Here is a 24,127-nt window from a genome sequence, read left to right as displayed (position 1 = left end):
GCTTTGTCGTTCCAACATGTTCCTTTGGTGCGGGTGCTCGCCCGTGCCGACACCGCGTGGTCGCCCGGCGACCACGGACCTTGTTGGCGGCTGTTTCACGTCGTGCTGCGCGGGCCCGCCGCCGCCCTGCTGTTCGACGAGGCGTACTTCGTCTCCAGCCACCTGCGCGTCGCGCGCTGGGTCGCGCCCGGTCAGGGCCCCAACGCTGCGCTGATGGACAACCACCCCCACTGAGTCTTCAAGGCCCATCGGCCATTTCTTTCCTCACGCCATCCTTCCCATGCCTCCCATCCATCCAGCCGTTTCCAAGCGCGTGGTCGCCGAACAGCGTTCTTCCCGTTTTCACGCCGTCGCCTGGCGCTGGCACTTCTACGCCGGCCTTTACGTCGTGCCCTTCCTGCTCATGCTGGCCATCACTGGCGCCGTCATGGTGTTTTTCACCGGTTTCCAGAACCGGCTCGGCTTCACGGTTCACGTGACGCCGCAGGCTGTGACGCTGCCGGTCGGTGCGCAGGCCGACGCCGTGCTGGCGCTGCGCTCGCAGGCCACGCTGCGCGAATACATCGCGCCGCGCGCACCCGACGTGGCGAGCTGGTTCGTGGTCGAACGCGACGGCCTCACCGAGGCGGTGGCGGTGGACCCGCACACCGCGCAGGTGCTGCACCTCGTGGACAAAGGCAACACCGTGTTCGCCTGGGCTGAACGCATCCACGGCACGCTGCTCATCGGTGACTGGGGTGACCACCTGATCGAGATCGCCGCGGGTCTGGGCATCGTGATGATCGTCACCGGCCTCTACCTGTGTTGGCCGCGCGGCGCCACACGCTGGGCGCAGGTGCTCGTGCCCGACCTGCGGCTCCGGGGCCGCCTGTGGTGGCGTTCGCTGCACGCCAGCGTGGGCTTCTGGATCAGCGCGGTGCTGTTCCTGTTCCTGCTCACCGGCCTGTCGTGGACGGGGGTGTGGGGCGCGCAATTCGCGCAACCTTGGGGCACGTTTCCCGCTGCCAAGTGGGACGCGGTACCGCTCTCGGACGCTGCCCACGCCACGCTGAACACCGCCGGCCAGAAAGAAGTGCCCTGGGGGCTGGAGCAGACGCCGCTGCCCGCTTCAGGCTCCGCCGTCGGGGTGGCGGGCGTGCCCGCCGGCCAGGCGGTGAACCTGGACACGGTGGCTGCGCTGGCGAAGCAACTCGGTTTTGAGGGTCAGCACCACATCCTGCTGCCGCAGAGCGCCACCGGTGTCTTCACGGTCTCGGCCGACACCATGAGCGGTGATCTGAAGAACCCCACAAAGGACCGCACCGTGCATGTGGACCGCCACAGCGGCCGCGTGATTGCCGAAGCCGCGTTTGCCGACTACCCGCTGGTGGCCCAAGGCATGGCGGTGGGCATTGCGCTGCACCAGGGCGACCTGGGGCTGTGGAATGCCGCGCTCAACCTGCTGTTCTGTGCGGCCACCGCGTTCGTGTGCGTCAGCGGCATCGTGATGTGGTGGAAACGCCGGCCGGCGCGCAGCGGGCGCCTCGCGGCACCGCCCGTGCCACGCGACTTGCCGCTGTGGAAAGGTGGCGCGCTGGTGATATGTGGCGTGGCGCTGGCGTTTCCGCTCAGCGGTGCGGTGTTGCTCGCGGTATTGCTGCTGGACTGGCTGGTGCTCTCTCGCTTGCCCGCGCTCAAGACCAGGCTGAGCTGATCAGACCGGGTGCGCCCGCGCCACGCCCGGCGCCGGCGGGCTCGACGCACCCGATCCGCGTTCGAAGGTGACCACATGGTCCACCTCGGCGCGGATGCCGATCCACTCGCCCACCGCGTGGTTGTGGTGCGAGGGCACGTGGGTCATCAGCACCTCGCCGCTGGCCAGGCGCAGCGTGTAGAGAAACTCCGATCCGCGAAACGCCTTGCGCAAGATCTGTGCTTTCACGGGCGCGTGGTCGTCGTGCACGATGTCGTCGGCGCGCAGCAGCACGTCGCACAGGCCCGAGGCGTAGGCCGTGGGCAGCGGGCATTCGTCCACGTCCTGCAAAGCACCCAGCGGCGTTTGCACCGAAACGTCGTTGCCCACCTGGCTGATCTGAGCCGGTGCGAACACGCCGTGGCCGATGAACTCGGCCACGAAACGCGTGGCCGGGCGGTGGTAGAGCGCGTAGGCGTCTTCCCACTGGTGCAGGTGGCCTTCGTGCATCACGCCGATCACGTCGCCGATGGCAAAGGCTTCCAGCTGGTCGTGCGTGACGAACAGCGCCGTGGCGCCCGCGGCCTTGAGGATGCCGCGCACCTCGTGGGCCAGGCGTTCGCGCAGGTCCACATCGAGATTGGAAAAAGGTTCGTCGAGCAGCAGCAGGCGAGGGCGCGGCGCCAGCGCGCGGGCCAGGGCCACGCGCTGTTGCTGCCCGCCCGAGAGCTCGTGGGGAAAACGCTTCTGCATGCCGTCCAGGCCCACCAGCTTGAGCACCTCGGCCACGCGCGCATCGCGCTCGGCGCGCGGCAGGCGGTCGATGCCGAAGGCGATGTTCTTGCCCACGTCGAGGTGCGGGAAGAGGGCGTAGTCCTGGAACACCATGCCGATGCGGCGCTGCTCGGCCGGCATGTGGTGGGCGCCGTCGCTGACTTTCTCGCCTTCGAGCGTGATGCTGCCGCTGCTGGCGCGCTCCAGGCCCGCCACCGCGCGCAGCAGCGTGGTCTTGCCGCAGCCCGAGGGGCCGATCAGCACGCCGATGTCACCGGCGCGCAGCCCGAGCGTCACGCCGTCCACCGCGGCCTGGGGCTGGCCGGGGTAGCGCACGCTGAGTTGGGAGACGTTGAGGAACATGGTCTGGATCGGTGTTGGGTCATTGTAGATAACTACAATTCGCATTTGCATTGATGTGGATCAAAAGCCCCTCGCCCAGCGCGGCGGGCCCGCGTGCCATCATCCCGCCCGGCCCTCTCCCTTTCCCCACCTCCCTCACCTCATGCTGCGCTGGTTGGCCCTCGCCCCGTTGATCCTGCTTGCGTGTCTGCTCACGCTGCCCGTGCTGTCGCTGGGTGGCTCGTGGTTCCAGTTCGATGCTGCCGCGCGCGACGTGCTGGGCCAGATGGCGCAGACGGTGTTGCCGGAGTACGCGCTCACCACCGTGCTGCTGTGCGTGTCGGTGGCGGTGGGCGTGGCGGTGGTGGGCATGCTCACCGCCAGCGCGGTGACCCTGTTCGAGTTTCCCGGCCGCCGTTTCTTTGAATGGGCGCTGCTGCTGCCACTGGCCATGCCGGCCTATGTGGTGGCCTATGCGTACACCGACTTCCTGCAGTTCAGCGGCCCGCTGCAGGTGGGCCTGCGCGAGAGCTTCGGCCTGAGTGGTCGCGTGTTCCCCGAGATCCGCAACACGCCGGGCGCGGTCTGGGTGTTCACCTTCTCGCTTTATCCCTATGTGTATTTGCTGGCGCGCACGGCCCTGTCGGAGCGTGCCTCGCAGCTGATGGAAGCCGCGCGCCTGCTCGGCGCCCCGCTGGCGCGGCGCATCCGCGAGGTGGCTTTGCCGCTGGCCCGCCCCGCCGTGGCGGCTGGCGTGGCGCTGGCGCTCATGGAAACCCTGGCCGATTTCGGCGTGGTGAGTTACTTCGGTGTGCAGACCTTCACCGCCGGCATCTACAAAGCCTGGCTGGCCATGGACAACCGCTCCGCCGCCGCGCAGCTCGCCACCATGCTGCTGGCCGTGGTGGCGCTGCTGCTGTGGCTGGAGCACCGCGCGCAGCACCGCATGCGTTTTTCGACCCTGCGCGGCATGCGAGCCGGCAGCAGCGAAGCGCAGCCCGCGCAGCTGCACGGGGGGCGCGCGGCGCTGGCTGTTGTGTTGTGTGCCCTGCCGATCGCGTTCGGTTTTGTGCTGCCGGTGCTGTTCATGCTGCGTCCCCTCATCGGCGGCTGGGAGGAGCTGCCCTGGACCTCGTTCGTGCAGTGGTCGCGCAACAGTGTGTGGCTCGCCGGTCTGTCGGCGGCGCTGGCCACCCTCATCGCGCTCGCCCTGGCTTTCTCCGTTCGCGTGCGGCCGGGCCAGATCACGCGTGGCGTGGTGCAACTCGCCAGCCTCGGCTATGCCGTGCCGGGCGCGGTCATCGTGGTCGGCCTGCTCCTGCCGGTGGGCTGGTTGCAGGCCATCCAGCCCGACACCAGCGTGGGCTACTTCGTCACCGCCACGGCGCTGGGCATTGTCTGGGCCTACATGGTGCGCTTCACCGCCGTGGCCTTGCAGTCCCTGCAAAGCGGCTACGCGCGCATTCCGGCCAGCCTCGACGATTCGGCCCGCATGCTCGGCACCACCGGCCTCGGGCTGGCGGCCCGGGTGCACTGGCCGCTGCTCAAGCGCTCCACCGCCGCCGCCGCGCTGCTGGTGTTTGTGGACGTGATGAAGGAGCTGCCCGCCACGCTGGTGCTGCGCCCCTTCAACAGCGACACCCTGGCCGTGGTCACCTACCAGCTCGCGCGCGACGAGCGCCTGGGCGAAGCGGCCTTGCCCGCGCTCACGCTGGTGCTCGTGGGGCTGGTGCCGGTGATCCTGCTGAGCCGGACCTTGCGACAGCGGTAAGCGGGTGTTGCGGCCCGTTGTGCCGCCGCTTGCACGCTGGTCCAATGCACGATTTCAACCCGCCGTCCTATCCCATGCTCACCAAAACCCTGGAAGAACGCCGCCGGTTCATGGCGCTGGCCGCCGCCACCGGCGCTGCGGCGCTGGCCGCCGGTTGCGGCACCCGCGCACCGCTGCCCGGCCGGGCGCCCGCCAGCGCAGCCTACCGCCGCGAAGCCGCCACCCACCTCTACCGCCAGTACCCCGACCGCATCTTCCGGGGAAAACTGCCGCCCATGCTGTACGCCATCGGCGTGTTCGAGGTGGAACTGAGCCAGGGTGGGCGCGTGGGGTCCACGCGCTGGCTGCGCGGCCCCAGCCATGCGCCGGAGGTCATGGCCGAGATCGAACGCCTGGTGCGCGCCGCCGCGCCGTTCCCGTCACCGCCCGGCTTCGGGCGCGTGCAGTACGTGGACACCTGGCTGTGGGACCGCAGCGGACGCTTTCAGCTCGACACGCTGAGCGAAGGACAGCTCTGAGGCGCACCGGACAGGGTGCGGACCGCCGTGCGGCAACGAACAGACCCGGTGGTTCGACGCATCTACTGTCGTGTTCTGGGCCCCACGTCGCGGGCTTTTTGGAGACACCCATGTCCAGCAACACCGACACCGACAACGCGTTCCCTTACACCGGCATTCCCAGCACCGAGGTCGTTCGTGAGCCGGGCCACACCGGCATGGCCGAGCACGGCAGCGACATCACCAAACACCTGCTGCAGGAGGCCAACGACCGCGTCGAGCGCCAGACCGATGAAGCCGAAGCCGCGTTCAGGGACGGTGATGTCGACTCGGCCTCGCGCCAGCAGCGTCGCGCCATGCAACTGCGCGAGGCGGGCAGGAAGGCGGCCGAGGGCGTGCGTGCGCGCACGCGGGCCCACCCACTGACCGCCGTGGGCGTCGGCGTGGTGCTCGGTCTGCTGCTGGCGCGCCTCACGCACCGTTGATCACATGGGGGCCATGTCCCGTAGGCGGCCGTTGACGCCCCAAGGGATGCCGAAGCGGTCGGTGACCATGCCGAAGGTGTCGGCCCAGAATTTCTTGGCCAGGGGCATGCCCACTTGGCCACCCTCGGCCAGCGCGTTGAACACGCGCGTCGCTTTGGCCACCGTCGGGCAGGTGATGGCCAGCATGCAGCCCTGGATGCCGGTGTAGCGCACACCGGGGGGGGTGTTGCCGGCCATGACGGCAAAGTCGGGGTGTACGAGGTAGGCGTGCATGACGCGGTGGGCGTGCTCGGGCGGCACCGGCACTTCGCCGGGCATCTGGCCGTAAGTCACGGGCGCTTTACGCTCGGCGTCAAGCACCTTGACGTGGAACACCATTGCATCGGTGCAGTCGCAGTCGTATGAGAGGCAGGCGCAGAGTTGGATCGGTATGAGGACCTCCATAAGGGGTGGTTGTACGTGCGGCATGCGAGGCAACGACTGACGCAGTGAGTGGATTTCGACACGCTACAAAGCGCATGAATTCTTTGATTGGCGATTCGTGACGTTGTGCACACTCTTTGTAAGAAATTAGTACAGCTGCGGTATGCCAACGGACTCCCTGATTTGTTGTGATCACGTTTGCCAGTGCACAGGCAACTGGTGTTGATCCAACAAAGAATTCAGGGAGTTTCCGCATGAGCCGCAACCGTCTTCGGTTGGTGATGAGCGCCGCGCGTGGCACATTGCTGGCGATGGTCGCAGCGGCCAACGCGCACGCACAGGCGCCAACGACCCCGCCGCCCGACGTCCGCCAGCAAGGCGAACAACAGGAACGTTTTCAACGGGACCGTGAAGAGGCGCGGCGTCGGCAGCTGCAAGCCTCACCCAACGAACTCACCCCTCCCACGTTCGATCAACGCAGGCCCTGGCCCGAGTTGGAGGCGCCATGTCGGGCCATCCACGAAGTCGCACTGGTGGGTGATTCAAGTGAGTCCTTTCAGTGGGCTCTGGCCGACCTGATCGCGGGACCCGATCCCGCGATCGGGCGCTGCCTGGGGGTTGCCGGGGTCAATGTCGCCGCCGAGCGAGCGCAGCAAGCCTTGATAGAGCGCGGCTTTGTGACGTCGCGCATCGTGTTCGAGGCACAGAACCTGTCCAGCGGGCGCCTGACCCTGAGCTTGTTGCCAGGGCGCATCCGGGCCATCCGTTTTGCCACGCCCGATGACCGCGCCACCGCCTGGAACGCGATGCCCGCACAACCGGGCGATGTCCTGAACCTGCGCGATGTTGAACAAGCGCTGGAGAACTTCAAACGGGTGCCCACGACCGAGGCCGACATCCAGATCGAACCCGCCGATGTGCCGGGCCAGAGCGACCTGGTCATCTCCTGGCGCCAGTCGCTGCCCTTTCGCCTGAACGTCACGCTGGACGACAGCGGCTCCAAGGCCACCGGCCGGTACCAGGGCAGCGCCACCCTGAGCCTTGACCATGGGTGGACGCTCAACGACCTGTTTTACGTCACCGTCAACCGGGATCTCGGCGGCGGCCGGGCGGGTGATCGTGGAACGCAGGGACACACGGTCCACTATTCCCTGCCGTGGGACCACTGGTTGCTGGGCTTCACCCAATCGGCCAGCCGCTACCACCAGAGCGTGGCCGGGTTGAACCAGGACTACGTCTACAGCGGCCAGAACGACAGCGCTGACCTCAAGCTCTCTCGCCTCTTTTACCGCGATGCCAGCCGCAAAACCACCGCCAGCCTCAAGGGCTGGTTGCGCCGGTCGAAGAACTTCATCGACGACACCGAGGTGCAGACCCAGCGCCGCGCCACCGGTGGCTGGGAACTGGGTCTCGCGCACAGGGAGTTTGTCGGCAGGGCCACGCTGGATGTGAACCTGGCGCACAAACGCGGCACCGGCGCATTCAGCGCGATGCCCGCGCCCGAGGAGGCATTCGACGAAGGCACTTCGCGCATGCGCATCACCACGCTCGATGTGAGCTTCACCGCGCCCTTCAAGCTGGCCAGCCAGCCGCTGCGTTACGCAGGCGCATGGCGGGTCCAGCGCAACGGCACGCCGCTCACCCCGCAAGACCGTTTCGCCATCGGCGGGCGCTACTCCGTGCGTGGCTTTGATGGCGAGTCCAGCCTGTCGGCCGAGCGGGGGTGGACCTTGCGCAACGACCTGGGCTGGGCCCTGGGGGAAACCGGCCACGAGGCCTACCTGGGCGTGGACTTCGGCACGGTGAGTGGCCCCTCGGCCCGGTTTCTCGTGGGGCGCAGCCTGGCCGGTGCGGTGCTGGGCGTTCGCGGCCAGCTCGACCGCCTGAGCTACGACGTCTTCATCGGCAGGCCCATCAGCCAGCCCAAAGCCTTTCGCTCCGCCTCTGTCACGGCGGGTTTCAGCCTTGCTGCTTCTTTCTGATTCCAGGGAATGCCCATGAACAAGAACCGTCACCGCATCATCTTCAACGCCGCACGGGGCCATCGCATGGTGGTGGCGGAAACGGCGGGCTCCCACGGCGGGGCCGCTGCGGGCGAGGCCGCGCCCGGCTCGACGAGATCGCCGTGGGCAGATGCCGCCATCAAACGCTCGCTGACGGCGTTGGCGGTGCTGTTGCTGTGCACCCCCGCGCACCCACAGATCGTCGCCGACCCGAGCGCTCCGGGCAACCAGCGCCCCACCATCCTGCAGACCGCCAACGGCCTGCCGCAGATCGATATCCAGACGCCTTCAGTCGCCGGGGTTTCCCGCAACACCTACAGCCGCTTCGACGTTCAGTCCAACGGCGCCATCCTGAACAACAGCCGCAGCAACGTGAGCACGCAGTTGGGTGGACACATCGCCGCCAACCCCTGGCTGGCCACGGGTGAGGCCCGCGTGATCCTCAATGAGGTCCATTCCAGCCACCCCAGCCACTTGAACGGTTATGTGGAGGTGGCGGGCCGCCGGGCCGAGGTGATCATCGCCAACCCGGCGGGCATCCAGGTCAACGGCGGTGGATTCATCAACGCCTCGGGTGTCACGCTGACCACGGGCACACCCGTGATGAACAGCGGCCACCTCGACGCTTTCCGTGTGCAAGGCGGCTCCGTCAACATCGAAGGCCTGGGGCTGGACACCAGCACCGCCGACCACACCGCCATCCTCACGCGGGCCATGCAGGTGAACGCGGGTGTGTGGGCGAAGGACCTCACCGTGGTGACCGGCTCCAACGAGGTCAAGGCACTCGCATCGGGTGCGTCTGCACTGAGCACCCCGATCGCCGGCAACGGCGCTGCGCCCACGTTCATGCTCGACGTGGGCGCGCTGGGCGGCATGTACGCCGGCAAGATCTATCTGGTGGGCACCGAGGCGGGCCTGGGTGTGAACAACCGGGGATCGCTCATCGCCCACGAAGGCACCTGGGTGCTCAAGACCGATGGATCGCTCGTGAACAGTGGCAAGGTCCAAGCCAAAGGCGACCTGTCCATCCGGGCCCTGGGTGTGATCAGCAACACCGGCGATGGCACGCCCGCCAGTGCCCTCATCAGCAGCCAGGGCCATGCCAGCATCGCCGCCGGCGCCACCATCTCCAACACCGTTCAAGCCGAGATCGCCGCCAGCGGCACGCTCACCGTGAACGCAGGTGGCGCGCTGGACAACACAACAGGCACCTTGGCAGCCGGCCAGAGCGCCACGATCAACAGCGCCGCGCTGAACAACGACAGGGGCTTGATCCACGCTGGCGCTGCGCTCACGCTCACCACGGGTGTGACGAACAACACCGCCGGCTCCATCGGCTCTGGTGGGGCCTTGCTGGCCGCTGTTGGCCAGACCAATAACACCGATGGGGAGATCCTCAGCGCGGGCACGCTGGATCTGACCACCTGGGGCACATTGACCAATATTCGTGGCCGCCTGCAAGCTGTGGGCAGCAGCACCATCGACACCCGGGGCGCACAACTGGACAACACGGCCGGTCGCATTGCCTCGCAGGCCAACCTCACGCTGAACACAGGCGAACTTGTCAACGGTGTGCAGGCCGCGGAGGCGGGTTTGATTGGCAGTAGCGGTGACCTCACCATCCACGCGGGCGCCGTCACCAATGGGGCCGACGGTGCCACCCAGTCCAACATCTGGTCCGCGCAAAGTGCAAGCATCGCAGCGGCCAGCTTCACCAACGCGGGTGTGCTCTCTGGCGGCAACATCAGCCTGGACACCACCGCTGACGTCACCAACGCGATCGGCGCCAGCATGGAAGCCAGCGGTGATCTGCAGATCACCACCACCGCCCTGGTCAACAACGCTGGCCAGCTGATTGCCAACCAGAGCCTGATCCTCATCGCCCGGGGCATTGGCAACACCGGCACCCTGGAGGCCACTCACCAGACGCTGGAAGCCACCGACACCTTCACCAACGCAGCAGGCGCCCGCATCACTGCGTCGGACAGCATCGCCATCGACGCCGACACCCTCAACAACCGGGGCCTGGTCATTGCCAACGAGGCCACCGTGACCGCGCCCCCCAGCTTGGTCCATATCCAGGTCAGCACGCTCAACAACACCGGGGCTGGTGCCATCTTCGGAGACCAGATTGCCATCGCCGCCTCCACCCTGAACAACCGACCAGCAGCTGGTGGTGCCACCGCGCCGGTCATTGCAGCCCGCCAGCGGCTCGACCTCGGCGTGCAGACCTTGAACAACGAAGACGGTGCGCTCATCTACAGCGGCGGCAATGTGGCCATCGCTGGCAGTCTGGACGCGACTCTCGCGGCCACGGGACTTGCCCAGAGCATCAACAACCTGAGCGCTCAGATCGAGGCCGTGGGCGACCTGCGCATCGCCACCGGCACACTGACGAATGAGCGGCGCAACATTGCCATGAGCCAGACCACTGTGGTGGACCAAACATCCGTTCTGAGCATGCCGTCCTGGTGGGTCAATGGGCAAAACCGGCACGACGTTCCGATCGAGTACACCTCCAACTACACCCGCCATCAGTTCTACCTCGTCAATCCCGCGAACATCGTGGGCGACACGCAACTGGTGACGCCGGATGGCAACATCGTTCGTCGCGTGGAGGTCAAGCTCGACCCCACCGACTCGGTGTATCACGCGGCCAATGGCGGGTATGCAGGGTACTACGGCGTGCGCGAGCGCATTACCGTGGGCAGTGCCGCCACGGTCGTGCTGCACGCCCGTGTGCGCCAGGATGACGTGGCCAATCCGGATCAAGTTGCAGGCGCGGCAGACCCCACAGCCGCCTACACCAACGGCGTGCTGGCCTGGCAGCGCAACTCGCTTGCTTATTCGGATGCCTATGGCCGCTGCACCACCCACTGCACGTTGCTGGTCGTGGAGCCCGGCTACAGCGATGCGCAAAGCACTATTTTGCGCAGCACGCACCGCGCGCTGACCTCCACTCACCCAGGCCTTGAAGTTACCCGCACCGCTCAACAGACCGTGGTCGAAGACCGGCTCAACGCAGACGCGGGTGCTCCCGCTTCGCTTCGTTCCGGCTCCAACACGCGGCTGGACATCACCAACTCACTGACCAACCGGTACGCCGACATCCAGGCGGGCGTTGTGCTGGACATGCAGGCCGCAGGCGCTGTCGTGGTCAACGAAGGCCAGACCCTCAAGCGCACCCACCGTTTCCAGAACACCAGCCACACGGCCGGCCAGGGCTCGTTCGACTGGACCAACCCGGACATCTCCGAGGTCATCGGTCAGGTGGGTGGCACGCTCTCGGGTGCCCAGCAACTCAACATCACCGCCAAGAGTCTCACCAACACCGATCTGACGCGCACCACCGCGCTGCCCACCTCTGGCCTGGGTTTTCTGGGCGTTTCGTTGCCCAACGCCACCGCACCGGTCACCGTGCCCAATAGCGCGATGTTTCAGCCGGCCAATGCGGGCAGCCGCTACCTGATCGAAAGCGACCCCCGTTTCACCGACTACCGGCAATGGCTGGGCAGCGACTACATGTTCGCCGCGCTCGGCAGCGACCCCAACGCGCTCCAGAAACGCCTGGGCGACGGCTTCTACGAGCAAAGGCTCGTTCGCGAGCAGGTGGGGCAGCTCACCGGTCGGCGCTTTCTGGAAGGCCATGCCAACGACGAAGCGCAGTTCCAGGCCCTCATGGACGCCGGCATCACATATGCCCAAGCGCACCAACTCATTCCCGGCGTTGCGCTCTCAGCCCAGCAGATGGCCCAACTCACCACCGACCTGGTGTGGCTGGTGGAGCGAGAGGTGGTGCTGCCCGACGGCAGCAAGACCACGGCCCTGGTGCCGCAGGTGTATGTGCGCCAGGTGCCCCAAGGTGACTTTGCCGCCAGTGGCGCGCTGCTGGCGGGCAACAGCGTCTCGCTGCAGATCGCAGAAGACCTGGTCAACGCCGGTGGGCGCATCGAAGGCGGTGTGGTGGTGGCCCAGGCAGGGCGAGACCTGAGCAACATCGGCGGGCTGATGCAGGCGCGTTCCGAGTTGCTGGCCAGCGCCGGGCGCAACGTCACCATCAGCAGCCCCACGCACACGACTTCCTTCAACGGTCGGTACGTCGACCAGAGCCGAACGGAGCTGGCCGGCGTGGGCACCATGCGGGTGGGCAACACCGCTGGCGCCCAGCTCAACATCGAAGCTGGGGGCAACGTGGCGCTCCTTGGCGCCAGCGTGAGCAACGCGGGTGCCGGAGGCAGCACGGTGATCAAGGCCGCAGGTGATGTGCAGCTGCAGACCGTGACCGTGGGCAGCTCCGACAACACCGAGGTCGACGCGCGCAACTACCAGCGCAGCAGCAACGGCACAGAACTGGGCACCAGTGTGCAAGGCGCCGGCGGCATCAGCATTCAGGCGGGCAACGATATGGTGGCACGCGCGGCCAGCGTGAATGTGGCGGAAGACCTCAGCGTGAAGGCCGGCAACAACATCCTGCTTGAGGCCGGGCGCGCGGTCAGTGAGAGCGCGAGCAGCGTGTACACCAAACGCAGTGGCGTGTTGAGCAAGAAGTTCATCGAAGAGCGGCGTTCATCGGCCAGCGATGTGGCGCTGGGCTCCAGCCTGGGTGGCAAGAATGTCTCCATGCAAGCCGGGCAGGACATCGCGCTGCGCGGCTCCTCAGTGGTTGGAGATGGCAGCACGACCCTGGGCGCAGGCCGTGACGTGGTGATTGAAGCCGAAGAAAACCAGTTCAGCAGCAGTGAATTCCGCGAGACCAAAAAAAGCGGTCTGTTCGCCAGTGGCGCAGGCGTCACGCTGGGCAAGCAGCAGCAAAGCCGCGCGCAGCAGTTTGAACAAACAACGGCTGCGGGCAGCACGGTGGGTGCGATCGGTGGTGATGTCACCGTGATCGCGGGTCAGAACTACCGCCAAAGCGGCTCTGATCTGCTCGCCCCGGGTGGGGATGTCACCGTCGTCGCCAAAGACATCGCCATCACCGAGGCCCGCGAGACCAGCCAGAGCACCACCGAAGAGAAGTTCAAGCAAAGCGGGCTGAGTGTGAGCATCAGCAGCCCGGTGCTCAGCGCGGTACAGAGCATCGCCAGCCAGGTCTCTGCCGCCGGCAACACCTCGGACGCCCGGATGAAGGGCCTCGCGGCGGCCGCCAGCGCCATGACGGCGAACAACGCGCTCAAGGCGATTGAAGCTGGCAAGGGAACCACCATCGACAACAAAGCGAACCAGGTCACCTCCACTGGTCTGGACGGCACCAAGACGGTACGCGATGCGAATGCTGCCGATCGGCTCGGTGGCGTGGATGTTTCCATCAGCCTGGGCAGCAACAAGAGCCAGAGCACCACCGTGCAGAGCAGCGAGAGCGCGCGCGGAAGCAGCATGGTCGCGGGAGGGGCGGTGAGCATCACCGCCCGCGGTGCTGGTGCAGACAGCGACCTGCTCATCCGTGGCAGCGAGGTGAGCGCGGGCAGCACCGCCACGCTCAGCGCCGAAGGTGACGTTGCCTTGCTGGCTGCGCAGAACACCGCCAGCCTCACGGGCAGCAACAAGTCCAGCTCGGGCAGCATCGGTTTGAGCTTGGGCACCAGCGGCATGGGGGTCACCGTCAGCGCCGGAGGTGGCCGTGGCAAGGAAGCTGGGGACGACCTCACCCACAGCAACACGCGCATCACCGCAGGGGATGCTGTGCGCATGGACAGCGGGGGTGACACCACCCTGCGCGGTGCGGTGGTCAAGGCACCGTTGATCCGGGCCGAGGTGGGTGGGGACCTCACCATCGAGAGCCTGAAGGACAGGAGCACATACACGGCTCAGCAAAAGAGCGCCAGCGCCAGTGTGACCATCGGCGCCGGTGCCGGTGGATCGCTCAGTGCGAGCAAGAGCGGCGCGCAAAGCGACTTTGCCAGCGTGACCGAGCAAAGTGGCTTGAAGGCCGGCGATGGTGGCTTCGGGGTGCGTGTGGCGGGAGACACCGAGCTCATCGGTGGTGCCATCGCCAGCAACCAGGCGGCTGTGGACAAGGGCCTCAACAGCTTCAGCACGCAGGGACTGAGCACCAGCGACATCGCCAATACCGCGCAGTACAAGGCCAGCGCCAGCGGGGTGAGCGTCGGTGTAGGTGGCCAGCTTGGCTCCAGCGGTATGGGCATCGGCTCGGACAGCGGATCGGCTGCGAGCACCACCACCGCGGGCATCAGTGGTATCGCGGGGGACACCGCCGTGCGCAGCACCGATGCCGAGACGGGCATTCAGCGCATCTTTGAAAAGGAGCGGGTGCAGAAGGAGGTCGCCGCACAGGTGGCCATCACCAAGGCGTTCACCCAGCAGGCGAGCAAGGCCGTTGGCCAGTACTCCAATGATCAACTGGAGAAAGCGAAGGACCTCAAGCGCCAGGCCGCACAGGCGGGCGACGCCGCTTCTCGCGATGCCTTGCTCGGTGAAGCCTTGGCACTGGAAGAGGCATGGAAAGAAGGCGGTGCGGGGCGTGTGGCCTTGCACATGGTGGCGGGCGCCTTGGGCGGTGGTGTTGGGGGCGCAGCAGGTGCCGGCCTTACGCAAACCGCGATTCCCGCATTGGGTGAGCACATCGCTGCCCTGGATGTGCCGGTACAGATCAAGCAAGCCCTGGTGCAGACCGCAGCGCTGGCGCTGGGAGCGGCAGCCGGCGGCAGCACAGGGGCCGCCTCGGCGCTCGGCGCGACATCACAGAACTATCTGAGTGCCGCCGATCTGCGCAGCAAACACCAGAAGATCAGCGACTGCCGCGCTGCGGGCGACGGCGCGTGCGAGGTCAAGGTGCTCAGGGAGTACGAACTTAAGAACGCGCGCAACACCGCAGCCATCGACTACAGGAGCATCTTGAGCGAGAGCTCGCTGCAGGCAGAAAAAGGCTCGCTTGAAAGGCTGCTGGCCGATCCCGCTGTCAGTGAGGCGGCCAAGGCAGAGGCGCGGCGCAGCATCACGGAACTGGACAAGGCCATCAACGTGATTCAGCGCTCACCGGCGCTGCGCGATGCAGCCGAACTAGGGCTCATCGCCCTGGATGTGGTCGCCATGGGCCAGCTCGCTGTGGCCAAGGCCTTGACCACCACCATCGTGCGTGAGCTAGTGCTGGCCAGAACCGGCAAGGAGATCGGTGAGGCGCAGGCCTACCGAATCGCCAACAACATCTACCGCGAGGACTCGATTGCCGACCCGGCTCGGGCGATGTCGCCGCTGGGTGACTGGAAGCCTGCCGTTCTGATCGGCAAACATGAAGCCGATGTGATGATTGCGCAGCGGTTGCCACAAGGGGCGCGGGTGACCGAGGTCATTGCAGCAGATAAAGTCAACGCCGAGGTGCTGGCAGCGGACGTGCGGTTCAAGCCGCCCTACACACCCAATACCCAAATCGTGGCAGTGCAAACCACCCAACCGGAATCGTTCGTTCGCGTTTACATGGAGGTCGCCAACAAGTCTGAACTGGCAGGCAGCTGGATGATGCGGGCCGATGACATAGCAGGCCTCTCGCGTGAGCAGATTGCCAGCAAGTACGCCCTCCCCCAGGTGCCCACCCATGTGGCCGACGTGAGCGTGCCGGCGGGCAACTCTCTGCGTGTGTCCGTGGCCAACGATGTGCAGATCAAACAAGGACTCGGGGGCAATGGGGGCGGGGGTGGGGTGCAGTTTGAGGTGACCACTGCGCCTAAAGAAATCGCAGAGTTCCGCAACTGGTTTTCCAATTCAAGGCCACTCAAATGACCCGAGAAATACTCTCCTTTTGCGACCTTCGCGTCATTGATATGGTGAAACTTGCCGATGGGGGACGAATCGTTCATGCAAGTCCATATTCGACACCTGAGTTTCCGACCGGCAAAGACTGGCCAGACATCGAACTCGCCAACCACAACGTCTTCCGCCTGAACGCGAAGAATGAGGTGGTCTGGCAGGTGAGGCGGATCGAGAACCCCACGCACATGCCATGGGATCAGCTGCACGAGATGGCCAAACGATTGAGGCGGGAAGGAAGGATCGACGGCGCCTACACAGAGCAAGGCTACCTGGACCCGTTCACCAGTCTGGGCATGGATGAGCACGGCGCGGTCGAGCCTGAACCCGAAGGTGTGTGGCGCCCTGGCTGCGTGGTCTATCTGCTCACGCGCTGGTGGAGCTATGTGCTGGATCCCGAGACGGGGGTGGCCACCTGCACCGGGGATCAGGTGAAGTGAGATATGCCGGTGGGGGGCTTACCAACGGATGGCCACCGCAAATCCCACAGCCGAGCAGGTGGCACCGATCTCCAGTGCATGGGTCTGGCTGGCCAGAATCACATCGCAGGCCTCTCGCGTGAGCAGATTGCCAGCAAGTACGCCCTTCCTCAGGTGCCTACTCATGTGGCCGACGTGAGCGTGCCGGCGGGCAACTCATTGCGTGTGTCGGTGGCCAACGATGTGCAGATCAAACAAGGGCTCGGTGGCAATGGGGGCTGAACCGCCCCGGGTTTTGAGGAGGCTCTTTTCTTTGAGAGGATTGACCCACAACACCGACCTTAAGACGAGCTGCTGAGGTTTAGAGTGAGCGACTGGTCGTGTAATTGCGATTGAAAGATCGCCACCCTCAAGACAATATGCACGCACCGACTACCATCCCTGTCCATGGCGCTCAACTGGGTCTGGGTCGGTTTCTTCACCGTGGCATTTGCCACCGCCGTGGTGCGATGGTTGCTTGGCGAGCACGGCATCCTGCAGGCGCTCATGACGGCCATGTTCGACGGCGCACGCTCGGGCTTCGAGATTTCGCTGGGTCTGGCTGGCGTGATGGCGCTGTGGCTGGGGCTCATGCGCGTGGGCGAGCGCGCCGGGATGATCGAGCTGCTCGCGCGACTGGCCGGACCCTTGTTGCGGCGGCTGTTTCCCGCGGTGCCGCAAGGCCACCCGGCGCAGGGTGCGATGACCATGAACATCTCGGCCAACCTGCTGGGTCTGGACAACGCCGCCACGCCGCTGGGCCTCAAGGCGATGCGCGAGCTGCAGACGCTCAACACCGGGGCGCCCGGCACGGCGAGCAACGCGCAGATCATGTTCGTGGTCATGAACACCGCGGGCCTCACGCTGATCCCCACCTCGGTCATTGCCATCCGCCAGAGCATCGCGCTCAAACAAGGACTCGGTGCGGACTTCAACGCAGCCGACATTTTCCTGCCCACGCTGCTGGTCACCTTCATGTCGTTGATGGCCGGTGTGCTGGCGGTCGCGGTGTGCCAGCGGCTGCCGTTGTGGCGCGCGCGCTTTCTGTTGCCGGTGGGAGCGGTCGCGGGTCTGCTGGCCATGGCCGTGACCGCGTTGGCCCGCCTGCCCGCCGAGCAGGCCGCGCGGGTGGCCGGCACCACCGGTGCGGGCGTGATCCTGAGCGTGGTGATGCTGTTCGTGCTGGCGGGGGCCTTCAAGCGCATCAACGTGTACGACGCCTTCATCGATGGTGCGAAGGAAGGCTTCGGTGTGGCGATCCAGATCGTGCCCTACCTCATCGCCATCCTGATCGCCATCGGCGTGTTTCGCGCGGCCGGGTGCATGGACTTCCTGCTCTCGGGCATCGGTGCGGGGGTGGCGGCGATGGGTTGGGACACCGACTTTCTCCCGGCGCTGCCGGTGGGTCTGATGAAGGTGCTCTCGGGCGCGGGTGCGCGCGGTCTGATGATCGATGTGATGCAGACGCACGGTGTGGATTCGTTCGCCGGGCGTCTGGCGGCCATCGTGCAGGGCTCGACCGAAACCACCTTCTATGTGCTCGCGGTGTACTTCGGCAGCGTGGGCATTCAGCACGCGCGGCATGCACTGGCCTGTGCGCTGTTTGCGGATGCGGTGGGGTTGGCGGCGGCGATCGGTGTGGGCTACGCCATGCTGCGCTGAAGCGGGCCAGCGATGCCGTTGTCAGGTGGTGCGGCCAAAGGGAATCGAACCCCTATCTGGCCCTTAGGAGGGGCCCGTTCTATCCGTTGAACTATGGCCGCACAGGTGTGCGCGCATTGTACGGGGGCGGTTCCGAGCGAGCCGCTGCGGGGCGGCCTCAGTCGTACTGGATGGTGAAGATCAGATCCAGCGCGTTCTCTTCGCCCGCCCGAGCCCGCACCGTGAGGCGGCGCGACACGTCGTAGAAGATGCTGACCGTGCCCAACGCCCCGGCCAGGCTGCGTTCGTAGCTGAGGTAGAGGTTGTTGGACAGGCGCTTGCCCAGCGTGAGCGCGGCCGCGGCGGTCGTGCCGTCGGCGTTGGTGCCACTGCCGGCAAATGACACCTCGTCCAGGCCCAGCGCACTGGCCAGGCCACCGTCGAGCCGGCCGTCGCGCCCTGCCAGCAAGGCCAGCGCGGCTTGTTGCAGCACGGCGGCCTCGGCCCCGGCGCCGCTGGCGGGGCGACCCAGCACCAGCCAGGCGAGTTTTTCGCTGTCGGGCAGTTCGGGGTCCGAGAACAGGCGCACGCGCGGCGACTGCGCGGTGCCGCTGATCTGCACGCCCACGCGCTGGCTGCTGTTGGGGCGCACGGCGGTGATGTCCAGCGTGGGGTTGTCGTAGGGCCCGGTGAAACGCAGCACGCCGTTTTCAATCGTGAGCTGCTGGCCGTAAGCGCGGTAAGAGCCGCGTTCGGTGCGCACGTCACCCAACACGCGCGGTGTCGGCAGTTCGGGCGTGCTGCGCACATTGATCTGGCCCGCCAAACGCGTCTGCAGGCCCTGGCCGCTCACCTGGAAGTCGTCGCCCAGGTCGATGTCGATCAGCACATCGGGTCGCACGCGGAACGCGCCCGGTGTTTCCAGCGCGGTTTCGGTGCCGCGCACCACCACGTCGGCGCCCAGGCTGGGGGTGGATTCGTCGGGCAGCACAAAGAGCGCGGAGTCGGCCCGCAGCCCGCCACGGATCTGCAGCGCCGTGCCCACCAGCTCGGCCTGCAGCTGGCCCGAGAGCGTGAGGCGGCGGTCGGCGCGGGACGACACGCGCAGCTTCGTCGCCGTGGCCTGCAGGTTGATGTAGGGCTGGCGCTGGCTCACGCCGTCCACCGTGACGCGCTTGAACTCGGTGGTGCCGCTGGCCAGCAGCGTGCCGCCGGTTTCCACACCGCCGCGGCCTTGCAGGTAGAAGCGGTCGATGGTGATGCGTTCGCCGGCCAGCGTGGCCCGCAGTTCGCCGCGCGAGAACGAGATGCCGTTGACGATGGAGCGCAGCGCCAACTGGTCGGCCTGCAGCGTGCCGTTCCACAGCGGGTTGGCGCGCGTGCCGCTGAGCGTGGCGCTGGCGGCCAGCGTGCCGCGCACGCGCCAGCCGGGTGGCGCCAGCGCCGACCACACGCCCACCTGCGGCAGGCTGGCCGTGATGGTGCCGCGCAAGGGCGCGTCGGGCGCCCAGTGCCACGCGGTCTGCTCGCCATTGGGCGGGCTGAGCGTGGTGACCAGATCGGCGCTGGCCTGTCCCAGGCGCTCGGTGTCCCAGCGCAGGCTGGCCTGCACGTTGGCGCCCTGGGTGGTCACGCTCAGCCGCGCGTCCTGGATGCCGGTCTGCAGCCGCTGGGTGGAGGTGGTGTTCTCGTCGAACGCGCCATCGGTCTGCACCGACAGGTCGCCGCTGCGGCGTTGCAGCTGGGCGCTCAGGCGCGGGGTTGTGGTGGCGTCGGCGGGCAGGAAAAAATCCCAGTTGCCATCGAACACCACGTCACCGCCCAGGCCGGCCTGGCTCAGGGGGCCGCTCTTCGCGCCCTCGGCGGTGGTGAAGGCGTCCACCCAGGAGAGCGGCAAGCCGGTGAGCTGGCCGCGCGTCGCCAGCGCGCCCTTTTGCCAGCTGAGCTGGTCCCAGGCCAGGGCCATGGGGGCGGTGGTGATGGCGGTGGCGCTTGGTGCGCCGCCCACGCGGTTGCTGAAGGTGGGCTGCAGGCGCAACCGGCCGGCGTCGGCCTGCAGGTTGATGGCGGTGCGCGCGTCCTGCCAGCGCAGGCCGAGCGCGGCCACGCTTTGCAGCGTCCAGTCCACCACGCGGTCCTTGCGCGCGCTGTCGGTGGCACGCAGTTGCAGGCGGCTGAGGTCCAGGCGTCCGCTGTCGATGTCGGGCCGTTGCGCGCTGCCCAACTGCAGCTGGCCCTGGGTGTCCAGCGTGCCGCGCCAGGGGCCTTGTGCGGCCTGGCCGGTGGCGGTGATGTCGAGCTGGTGGGGCTGGCCGCCGGCCTGCAGGTTCAGGTTGGCGAGGCTCAGTGTTTGCAGCGTGCCCACCACCGCATCGGCGCCGTTGGCCGGGTCGGCGGCGCGCGCTGCGCTGCCGCGTGCGATGACGAGTCGTGCTGCCTGCAGGCGGGCTTGCACGCGCGGTGGCGCAGCGGTGGTCGCACCTGTCACGGGCGCGGGGTAGCCGAGCACGCCCAGGCCGCCGTCCCAGCTGGCGGTGAGGCGGGCGTTGCCCTCGGCCTGCAAGCCGGGCTGTGCGTCGAGCTGCGCGCGCAGCAGCGGGCCCACCACCGGCAGCGTCTGCAGGCTCTTCACCCAGGCGAGCACGCGCGATGCGTCGTCCAGCGCGAGGGTCAGCGCACCCTTGCCTTGGGCATGGGCCACCCGGCCTTGCCAGTCGCCCTGGGCGCCGGGCAGTTTGAGCGCGAGGCGCCCGTCGAAGCGGCGCGCGCCCACATCGAGCTGGCCCTGGCCGTCCAGCGTGGCGTCGGCCAGGCCGGCGCTGAGGGTGCGCAGGTCGAGCACGCCGAGCGCGGCGTTGTCGGGCTGGGGCGTCCAGCGGCCCTGCAGGTTCAGGTCCCGCAGGCGCAGGCCGGCGAGTTGGCCGGCCTTGGGCTGCGTGCCGGAAGGTTTGACCACGGCGCTGAGGTCGATCGCCGGGTTGGCGGATTCGGCGTTGACCGCGCGGGCGGCGAACGAGCCGTCGAGCGCGGCCGGTGCGATGCTGCTCCACAGCGCGGCGGGGTTGATGCGGCTGGCTTTCAGTTCGCCCTGGAAGTCACCGAGCGGCGAGGCGGCCGGTTCGCGCCAGCCCTGGCCTTGCACGCGGCCACCCCCGAGCTGGGCATCGAGGTTGGCGAGCGTCCAGCGCGCGCCGCGCTGCTCCAGATCGGCTTGCAGGCTTTGCAGCGGCAGGCGTTGTTGGTCGGCGGGGCCGGGCACGGCGTTGGTCAGGCGCACCTGCGCACGCCAGGCCTCGCCCTCGGGCTGCGCCACCACCGTGCCGCTGAGTTCCGTCACCGGCGCTTGCGGCCAGAGCGCGGCGAGGTTGAGCCGGTTCATGCGCGCGTTGGCCGCCTCGATCGGCTGGGTCTTCCAGGGGCGGATGCGCGCGGAGGCGTCGAGCACCGGCGTGTCGGATGTGCTGGTGGTGAGGTTGGCGGTGGCGTCCAGCGCTGCGTCGGACTCGGCCAACTGGCCGGTCACTTTGCCGATGGCCTTGAGCACGAGGTCTTCGCCGCCGGGCACGGTGGCCTTCACCTCGCCCTGCGCGTCCACCCGCAGCGGCATCGGGGCTTGAGCGCCCAGCACCGCCTGGATCTGGTACAGCCCGCCGGCCACCTGCAGGTTCTCCAGATCGAGCTGGTGCGCGTCGGCCACGCCCAGGTTCCACAGGCTGTCGGCCGGGCGGTAGCGGTACTGGCCCTTGAGACCGCTGAGCGCGATCGCCTGGTTGCCGTCGAGCACCAGCTCACCCACCGACCACGGCAGCGTCACGCCCACGGGCAGGGTGATGGGTTGCAGCGGCTCCACCGGGCTGGGCGGGCGGCGGTCGGTGATCTGCAGGCGGTCGATGTCGAGTTGCGAGAGGCGCAGGCCGCGCGCGAGCAGGGCGTCCAGCCAGAAGCGGTTGTCCAGCGCAATGCGCACGCTGGTGGCCTGCACGATCAGTTCGTCGCGCTGCCATTGCAGCCGCCCGATCTCGCCGCCGTTGCGCAGGCTGCCCTGCACCTCGGCCACGCTGAGCGTGCCCGCGCTCTGGCCTTGTTTCGCCATGTGGCCCTGGCCCCAGCCAATGGCCTGCGCCAGCGAGCCCGCCGTGCCGGCCCAGACCCAGGCCGCCAGGGCCACCGACAGCAACACCCCCAGCAGCCCGACGGGCAGCCAGAGCGCGACCCTGCGCCAGCCGCTGCGTGTGCGCTTCGGGTCTGCCTGGGGCGGGGTCTCGGCGTTCATCGAGACCTCAGAAGGTGAAGCCGACGTTGAGGTGCAGGCGCAGGCGTTTGGTCTCCAGCCCGTAGGCCAGATCGAGCTGCAGCGGGCCCACCGGGCTGTTGTAGCGCACGCCGGTGCCCACGCCCCACAGGGGCTTGAGGTCGCCGGCGCGGTTGGCCACGGCACCGCCGTCGATGAACAGCACGCTTTCCACCGGTGAGCGGCCGTTGGCGTTGAAGATCGGGCGCTGCCACTCCAGGCTCACCACGCCCTTGTAGCGACCCGGCAGCACGCTGCCGTCGGCCTGGCGCACGCCGATGTCGCGCAGGCCGTAGCCGCGCACCGTCGCGTCACCGCCGGTGAGGAAGAGCTGGGTGTCGGGAATGGCGGCGTTGCGTTGGGCGAGCACCGCGCCACCTTCCACCCGCAGCGCCAGGCGGCCGAGGTTGGTGCGGTTGTTGAACGTGTTCACCATGCGCGCTTCACCCGGCTTGGCCTCGGGCGGTGGCGAACGGTCGCCCAGCGGCCAATACCCCAGCCAGCGCGCCTGCGTGCGTGTGAAGGGCAGGCGGGTGGTGCCCAGCGTGTAGCCCACACCGAGTTCCACCGCGAGGCCATAGCCCGCGTTGGGCGAGATCGGGTCGTCGAAGCGGCGGCGCGTCCAGGCGTAGTTGGCGGTGATCGACGAGTTGGCCTCGGCGGTGCGCAAGGTCTGCGTGGCTTCGTTGAAGACACTCGCGCGGTCGTACTGCAGATAGAAGCTGCGGTCGTACTCGATGCCGTCTTGCGACTGGCCCGCACGCAGCCGCTGGCTGGTGGTGATGTTGAAGTCGTCCTGCTCCCGCAGCAGGCGCCCGCCGGCGATCCAGCGCCAGCCGTCGTTGCTGGGCGGTGAACTCCAGTCGGTGCTGGCGAGCTGGTCCACGCGCTCGATCTTGAGCGCACTCACGGCGCGCCATTGGATGCCCGGCACGCTGTGGTGCGTGTGCTCGATCGACAGGCGCGCGCCGCTGTCGGTGCTGCCGCCCACGCCGAGCACCAGCTTCTGGCGCAGGCTCTCGCGCAGTTGCACCTTCACCGGCAGGGACTCGCCGTCCATGCTCGGCTCCACGAAGACGAAGGCCGAGTCGTAGTAGCCGCTCTCGATCAGGCGCTGCTGCGCCGCTTGCAGCTGGGCCAGGTCGTAGTCGCTGCCGGGCACCACGCCCGAGAGGCGCACCAGGCGCTCCACCGTCACCTTGTCGTAGCGCTGTGCCCCTTCCACCACGACTTCGCCCATTTGAAAGGCACGGCCCGAGTCGAGTTCGATGTAGAGGTTGGCCTGGCGGTTGTCGGCGTCGATGTCGGCCAAGCTGTTCTGCACGCGACCGGCGGGATAGCGCCGAGCGATCAGGGCGCGCAGGGCGGCGTCCTTGGTGCGGTCCCAGTCGCTTTGCGAAAACGGCAGGCCCTGCATCACGCTCACCTCGCGCTGGATGGTGTCGCGTTGCTCGCTGGCCTCGGGTGCGGTGGCGATGTCGCCCACAAAGGACACGTTCACCGACGCCACCCGGGTGACGGGGCCCGGCGACACCCGGATGGTCACCGTGCCCAGAGGCCGGTTGCCATTGCCATTGCCGCCAGCGGCGTCGGCCGCCGCGGTCAGGGCGGGCGGCCCGATCACGTCCACCACGGGTGAAAAGTGACCCAGCGTCGCGAGCAGCTCGCGCAGGTTGGCGGGGGCCGCGGCCAGCAGGCGGGTGAGTTCGTTGGCATCGAGGTTGCGCAGCAGGCGAAAGCGTTGCAGTTCGAGGTGGCGCAGCAAAAACTCGCGCACCTCGTCGGGGGCCTGCAGGTCGATCTCGAAGCGGGGCTCGGCCGGTGGGCGGGGCGTGCGGGGCGTGGTGCGCTCGCGGGTGGTGGGCGCGGCTGGCGCATCGGCATCGGCCGCGTCCACCGCGTCCTGCAGGGCGCTGGCCGCGGGTGCCACAGGCGCCTCCACGGCTTGCGCCCGTGCACCCGGTGGACACAAGAAGGCGACGCAAAACAGAAAGGACCCCGCCCAACGG

At 67.6% G+C, this 24,127-nt stretch carries 14 protein-coding genes and 1 tRNA gene; 10 read left to right on the top strand and 5 right to left on the bottom strand.

The window, feature by feature from the left end; genetic code table 11:
* Positions 1-3: 3 nt before the first annotated feature.
* Together Q1W68_RS02790 and Q1W68_RS02785 are read left to right on the top strand one after the other, a co-directional pair.
* Complete coding sequence (locus Q1W68_RS02790) at positions 4-234, top strand: hypothetical protein (RefSeq protein ID WP_300655427.1); 231 nt, start codon at positions 4-6, stop codon at positions 232-234.
* A gap of 46 nt (positions 235-280) precedes the next feature.
* Positions 281-1,693, top strand: coding sequence for a PepSY domain-containing protein (locus Q1W68_RS02785; RefSeq protein WP_300715538.1), 1,413 nt, complete (start codon positions 281-283; stop codon positions 1,691-1,693).
* On the opposite strand, the gene Q1W68_RS02780 is transcribed toward Q1W68_RS02785, so the two are convergent.
* Positions 1,694-2,809, bottom strand: coding sequence for an ABC transporter ATP-binding protein (locus Q1W68_RS02780; RefSeq protein WP_300715537.1), 1,116 nt, complete (start codon positions 2,807-2,809; stop codon positions 1,694-1,696).
* Between the two features lie 142 nt (positions 2,810-2,951).
* Between Q1W68_RS02780 and Q1W68_RS02775 the strand changes: the two genes are divergently transcribed.
* The 3 genes from Q1W68_RS02775 to Q1W68_RS02765 all read left to right on the top strand — a co-directional run bounded on the left by Q1W68_RS02775 (position 2,952) and on the right by Q1W68_RS02765 (position 5,541).
* Positions 2,952-4,559 (top strand): iron ABC transporter permease, encoded by a 1,608-nt coding sequence (locus Q1W68_RS02775; protein ID WP_300659990.1) that lies wholly within the window; start codon positions 2,952-2,954, stop codon positions 4,557-4,559.
* 44 nt (positions 4,560-4,603) lie between these two features.
* Positions 4,604-5,077, top strand: coding sequence for a hypothetical protein (locus tag Q1W68_RS02770; RefSeq protein WP_300659988.1), 474 nt, complete (start codon positions 4,604-4,606; stop codon positions 5,075-5,077).
* A gap of 110 nt (positions 5,078-5,187) precedes the next feature.
* Positions 5,188-5,541, top strand: a complete 354-nt coding sequence (locus tag Q1W68_RS02765) for a hypothetical protein (RefSeq protein ID WP_300651716.1) — start codon at positions 5,188-5,190, stop codon at positions 5,539-5,541.
* Here the strand turns inward: Q1W68_RS02765 and Q1W68_RS02760 are convergent, their stop codons facing one another.
* Positions 5,542-5,985, bottom strand: coding sequence for a VOC family protein (locus tag Q1W68_RS02760; RefSeq protein WP_300653995.1), 444 nt, complete (start codon positions 5,983-5,985; stop codon positions 5,542-5,544). It abuts the gene before it with no gap.
* A gap of 233 nt (positions 5,986-6,218) precedes the next feature.
* Here Q1W68_RS02760 and Q1W68_RS02755 point away from each other — a divergent pair, with 233 nt between their 5' ends.
* The 5 genes from Q1W68_RS02755 (at position 6,219) to Q1W68_RS02735 (ending at position 17,848) form a co-directional block, all read left to right on the top strand.
* Positions 6,219-7,946, top strand: a complete 1,728-nt coding sequence (locus tag Q1W68_RS02755) for a ShlB/FhaC/HecB family hemolysin secretion/activation protein (RefSeq protein ID WP_300653998.1) — start codon at positions 6,219-6,221, stop codon at positions 7,944-7,946.
* Positions 7,947-7,961: 15 nt separating this feature from the next.
* Positions 7,962-15,701, top strand: a complete 7,740-nt coding sequence (locus Q1W68_RS02750; RefSeq protein WP_300654000.1) for a hemagglutinin repeat-containing protein — start codon at positions 7,962-7,964, stop codon at positions 15,699-15,701.
* Positions 15,698-16,168 carry a hypothetical protein gene (locus tag Q1W68_RS02745; protein WP_300654003.1) on the top strand — a complete coding sequence of 157 codons (471 nt, stop codon included), beginning with the start codon at positions 15,698-15,700 and terminating at the stop codon, positions 16,166-16,168. Before Q1W68_RS02750 ends, Q1W68_RS02745 begins: the two co-directional genes overlap by 4 nt.
* Positions 16,169-16,246: 78 nt before the next feature.
* Positions 16,247-16,429 (top strand): hypothetical protein, encoded by a 183-nt coding sequence (locus tag Q1W68_RS02740; RefSeq protein WP_300654005.1) that lies wholly within the window; start codon positions 16,247-16,249, stop codon positions 16,427-16,429.
* Positions 16,430-16,594: 165 nt separating this feature from the next.
* Positions 16,595-17,848: a nucleoside recognition domain-containing protein gene (locus Q1W68_RS02735; RefSeq protein ID WP_300654008.1), complete on the top strand. Its 1,254-nt coding sequence runs from the start codon at positions 16,595-16,597 to the stop codon at positions 17,846-17,848.
* Positions 17,849-17,874: 26 nt separating this feature from the next.
* Here the strand turns inward: Q1W68_RS02735 and Q1W68_RS02730 are convergent.
* The 3 genes from Q1W68_RS02730 to Q1W68_RS02720 all read right to left on the bottom strand — a co-directional run bounded on the left by Q1W68_RS02730 (position 17,875) and on the right by Q1W68_RS02720 (position 24,048).
* Positions 17,875-17,949: transfer RNA gene (locus Q1W68_RS02730), tRNA-Arg, on the bottom strand.
* A gap of 56 nt (positions 17,950-18,005) precedes the next feature.
* Entirely contained in the window at positions 18,006-22,100 is a 4,095-nt protein-coding gene (locus Q1W68_RS02725; protein ID WP_300715535.1) for a translocation/assembly module TamB domain-containing protein, read from the bottom strand.
* Between the two features lie 7 nt (positions 22,101-22,107).
* Positions 22,108-24,048, bottom strand: a complete 1,941-nt coding sequence (locus Q1W68_RS02720; RefSeq protein ID WP_300654013.1) for a BamA/TamA family outer membrane protein — start codon at positions 24,046-24,048, stop codon at positions 22,108-22,110.
* Positions 24,049-24,127 lie beyond the last annotated feature (79 nt).

This window comes from Hydrogenophaga sp. (genome assembly GCF_030158645.1).
In the GTDB taxonomy this organism is placed as follows: domain Bacteria; phylum Pseudomonadota; class Gammaproteobacteria; order Burkholderiales; family Burkholderiaceae_C; genus Hydrogenophaga.
Note: the sequence above shows the minus strand (reverse complement) of the source record. Positions and strands in the feature narration are given on the sequence as shown.